This window comes from Amycolatopsis sp. NPDC058278 (assembly GCF_042881395.1).
Taxonomy (GTDB): domain Bacteria; phylum Actinomycetota; class Actinomycetes; order Mycobacteriales; family Pseudonocardiaceae; genus Amycolatopsis.
In genome coordinates this window covers 1-3,824 of sequence record NZ_JBHVXZ010000255.1, presented here as the reverse complement: position 1 = coordinate 3,824, position 3,824 = coordinate 1, and the positions used below count along the sequence as shown (strand labels likewise).

Below are 3,824 nucleotides of genomic sequence, written 5' to 3'. Positions count from 1 at the left end.
GTGTACGTCAACTGACCGCGTGACCGGCGGCCCCGCTACCCCCACGGCGCGGGGCCGCCTGCCTCTGTTCGGCGGGCTGCTCTCCGACGTGGCGCAGGCGGGACGGGTGGGCGAGACTGCTTCGATGGTTTCCGAATACGTCCAGAGCGACCGGTTCCGCGGTGCGCGCATCCACCTGTGCGACCTCGCGGGCCTCGAGATCCGCGATTGCGAGGTGACCGGCCTGAAGATCGTCGACTGCTACGGCAGCGACGTCTACCTCGGTGGCCACTTCGAGCGGCTCGTCGTCAACGACGTCGACGTGACCGCCTACGTCGAGGCCGAACTCGACCGCCGGCACCCGGCCCGGGCGCTCGCGCGGGAAGCGGCTTCTCCCGAGGACTACCGGACTGCTTGGGACGCCATCGAGACGTTGTGGCGCGCGACGCTCGACCGGGCGAGGCGGTTGCCCGAAGCCAAACTGCACGAGCAGGTCGACGGCGAGTGGTCGTTTGCCGAGACTCAACGGCATCTGCTGTTCGCCTGCGATGCCTGGCTCGGCAACGCCGTGCTCGAGGAGGAAGCGCCCTACCACCCGCTGGGCTTCCCCGCCGGGGGGACGCCGCCCGAGGAGGCGGCGAAGCTCGGCCTCACCCTCGAAGCCACCCCGACGCTCGACGAGGTGCTCGTGCCGCGGCTCGCCCGCATGGCCGCGATGCGGCGTGTCGTCGACGGGCTCACCGCGGCCGAGCTCGACCGGGTGTGCGCCCGCAAGCCGGCGGACATGTATCCCGAGCAGGAGTACGTCGTGCGCCGCTGCCTCAAGGTGGTGCTGAAGGAAGAAGCCGAGCACCACCGTTACGCGGTGCGCGACCTCGCGGTGCTCGAGGCAGGCGTGCCCGAACCGCAGTAGCCGCGTGTGCCTCGCTTCGCGGTCAGCGGCAGAAGGCGGCGAGGCGGTGACCCCGAGCAGAACATGAAACAAATTCGGCTACTTGCCGGTACGTAACTCCGCCACCGGCTGGTGGACTGTCAGCCATGTCACCCTCGAAAGCCCGCCTCGCCGTGGCCGGTACCGCCTCCGCCGTCCTGCTGCTGCTCGGCAGCGCCGGCACCGCCGATGCCCAGCCGGTCGCCGCGCCGGCCGCGGTGTCCGCCGCAGCGCCGGCCTACGCCACCTGGATCGCCGACGTCACCGCGGTCACCACGCCGGCCGCCGACTACCTCACCCAGCGGCTCGCCGTTCCCGGCGGACGGACCGCGATCGTGCTCGACATCGACAACACCAGCCTGGAGACCTACTACTCCGGCGGGATCACCACGCCGGCGGTGAAACCGGTCCTCGCGCTCGCCAAGCTCGCCCAGGCCAAGGGAGCCGCGGTCTTCTTCGTCAGCGACCGCACCGAGATCCTCCGGTGGCCCACGGAAGGCAACCTGAAGGCGGTCGGCTACCCGATCGACGGGCTCTACCTGCGTCCGCTGTTCAACTTCGACCCGGTCCAGGCCAACAAGACCAAGGCGCGGACCGCCATCGAACAGGCCGGGTACGCCATCGTCGCGAACATCGGCAACAACCGGACCGACCTCGACGGCGGGCACGCCGAGCGGACCTTCAAGCTGCCCGACTACAACGGCACCCTGTCCTGAAGGTTCAGGCGACGGGGGCGATCGTCTCCCCGGCCACCGGTGGGCAGGTGAGCAGCCGATGCTCACCTGCCCCCGTGCCCACGACCGACGCCAGCAGCCGTACCGCCTCGCGCCCGAGCGCGCGCCGCGGCACCTCGAAGCCGCTGATCTCCGGGCCGGCCGTTCCGGACGGCGGGCGGCCCAGGACCGCCAGGGAGACGTCGCCGGGCACCGCCACCCCGGCTGCCCACAAGGCCCGCTGTGCCGGGGCGGCCAGGGTCTCGTCCACCACTAGCGCGGTCACGCCCTCGTCGAGCCAGCCGCGGACGGCCGCCGCGCCGAGCCCGGCGCCGTCGGTGCCGTCGGTGCCGACCACCAGGCCGGATGCGCCGGCCGTGGCGCGGATCCCGCGTTCGCGTTCGCGCGCGGCCGGGGTGCCGTCCGGCTCGCGCAGGTAGCGGATCCGCCGGTGGCCCGCCCGCACCAGCCGGGTGATCACCTCGGCCGAGGCCGACGCGTAGTCGGCGTCGACGCACGGAACGCGGCCGCCGAGCTCGGCACGGCGTCCGATGTGGACGATCGGAAAGCCGCCGGTGAGCAGCTCCACGGGAACGGGACCACCGAGGAACAGGCAGCCGTCGGCGAGCCGGGTGCGGCGGACGAGCGCGGGACCGGTCGCGGCGAACATGATCAGGTCCTTGCCGAGCGCGGCCGCTTCCGCCGCGATGCCGGCCAGGACCGCCTGGTGCGCCTCGAACACCGGGGTGGCGGCGCAGATCCCGAAGAGGTCGTGGCACGCCTGCCGTTTCGCCAGCGGATCGGTGTAACCCAGCCGCCGGGCGGCTTCCAGCACCCGCAGCCGCGTCGACTCCGCCAGCCGGACACCGGTGCGGTTGCCGCCGAGCACCACCGACACCGTCGCCTGGGAAACCCCCGCCACGCGCGCGATGTCGGCCTGCCGCACCCTGCCCATCGGGCACCTCGCTCGCCGGTCGCCGGGGTCAGCTGATCCGATTCAGAGTGCAAGCCCGCCCGGGGGCCGTCAACGGTTTTGCCCGAAACTCCCGTAGATCCGTCCCGCTCTTACTGATACGTATCACTCCCCGGCGCGGCCCATGCGGTCCGGCTCGGCTGGCAGGATGCGGCCATGCGCTCCTTGCCCCTCGACGGCGTCACCGTCGTGTCGTGCGAACAGGCCGTCGCCGCGCCACTGGCCACCCGGCACCTGGCCGACCTCGGGGCCCGCGTGCTCAAGATCGAGCGGCCGGGCACCGGCGACTTCGCCCGCGCCTACGACGAGACCGTGCACGGCCTCTCCAGTCACTTCGTCTGGCTCAACCGGTCGAAGGAAAGCGTCACGCTGGACCTCAAGAGCGCCGCCGCGGCCGACGTGATGGCCGCGCTGCTGGACCGTGCCGACGTGTTCGTGCAGAACTTCGCGCCCGGCGTCGCGGAGCGGCTCGGGCTGGGCGCGCCCGCCCTGCGCGCGACCCGGCCGCGGCTGATCACGTGCTCGGTGTCGGGCTACGGCTCGACCGGGCCGTACCGCGACGCGAAGGCCTACGACCTGCTCATCCAGTCCGAAGCCGGGCTGGTGTCGGTCACCGGGTCCGCGGCGGAACCCGCCAAGAGCGGTATCCCGGCCGCGGACATCGGCGCCGGCATGTACGCCTTCTCCGGCATCCTCTCCGCGCTGTACGACCGCGAACGGACCGGGCAGGGCACCGAACTCGAAGTCAGCCTGTTCGACTCGCTGGTCGAATGGATGGGCTTTCCGCTGTACTACGCCGGGTACGGCGGGACACCGCCACCGCGGACCGGCACCAGCCACGCCGCGATCGCCCCCTACGGCACCTTCGCCGCGGGCGACGGGACCGAACTGGTGCTGGCGGTCCAGAACGACCGTGAGTGGGCGGCGTTCTGCGAGCACGCGGTCGCCCGCCCGGACTGGGTCACCGATGCCCGGTTCGCCACGGGCAGCGCGCGGGTGGCGAACCGGGCCGCCCTGGAAGCCGAAATCGACGCGATCTTCGCCGAGCTCACCGGCACCGAGCTGGAGACCCGGCTGGGGGTGGGCCGCATCGCGCACGCCCGCCGCCGCGACCTGCCGGACGTCCTGGCCCACCCCCAGCTCACGGCGCGCGACCGGGTCGCCGAGGTCGCGACGCCGGCCGGGGCGATCCGGGCGACGTTGCCGCCGATCACGGTCCCGGGCCGGG

At 72.7% G+C, this 3,824-nt stretch carries 4 protein-coding genes; 3 read left to right on the top strand and 1 reads right to left on the bottom strand.

Annotated elements, in window-relative coordinates; genetic code table 11:
- Positions 1–892 (top strand): DinB family protein (locus tag ACFVYA_RS49675; protein WP_387055630.1); only part of this gene is annotated, 892 nt, incomplete at its 5' end.
- Positions 893–1,017: 125 nt separating this feature from the next.
- The gene (locus ACFVYA_RS49670) at positions 1,018–1,626 is read left to right on the top strand and encodes an HAD family acid phosphatase (RefSeq protein WP_387055627.1); all 609 of its coding nucleotides are present in this window, start codon (positions 1,018–1,020) and stop codon (positions 1,624–1,626) included.
- 4 nt (positions 1,627–1,630) lie between these two features.
- Here the strand turns inward: ACFVYA_RS49670 and ACFVYA_RS49665 are convergent, their stop codons facing one another.
- Positions 1,631–2,578, bottom strand: coding sequence for a LacI family DNA-binding transcriptional regulator (locus ACFVYA_RS49665; RefSeq protein ID WP_387055625.1), 948 nt, complete (start codon positions 2,576–2,578; stop codon positions 1,631–1,633).
- A gap of 174 nt (positions 2,579–2,752) precedes the next feature.
- Between ACFVYA_RS49665 and ACFVYA_RS49660 the strand changes: the two genes are divergently transcribed.
- Positions 2,753–3,824 (top strand): CaiB/BaiF CoA transferase family protein (locus ACFVYA_RS49660; protein WP_387055623.1); only part of this gene is annotated, 1,072 nt, incomplete at its 3' end.

Excerpts from the sequence above, each read along its gene's own strand:
- ACFVYA_RS49670 (WP_387055627.1), top strand. The coding sequence starts at position 1,018 with ATGTCACCCTCGAAAGCCCGCCTCGCCGTGGCCGGTACCGCCTCCGCC.
- ACFVYA_RS49665 (WP_387055625.1), bottom strand. The coding sequence starts at position 2,578 with ATGGGCAGGGTGCGGCAGGCCGACATCGCGCGCGTGGCGGGGGTTTCC.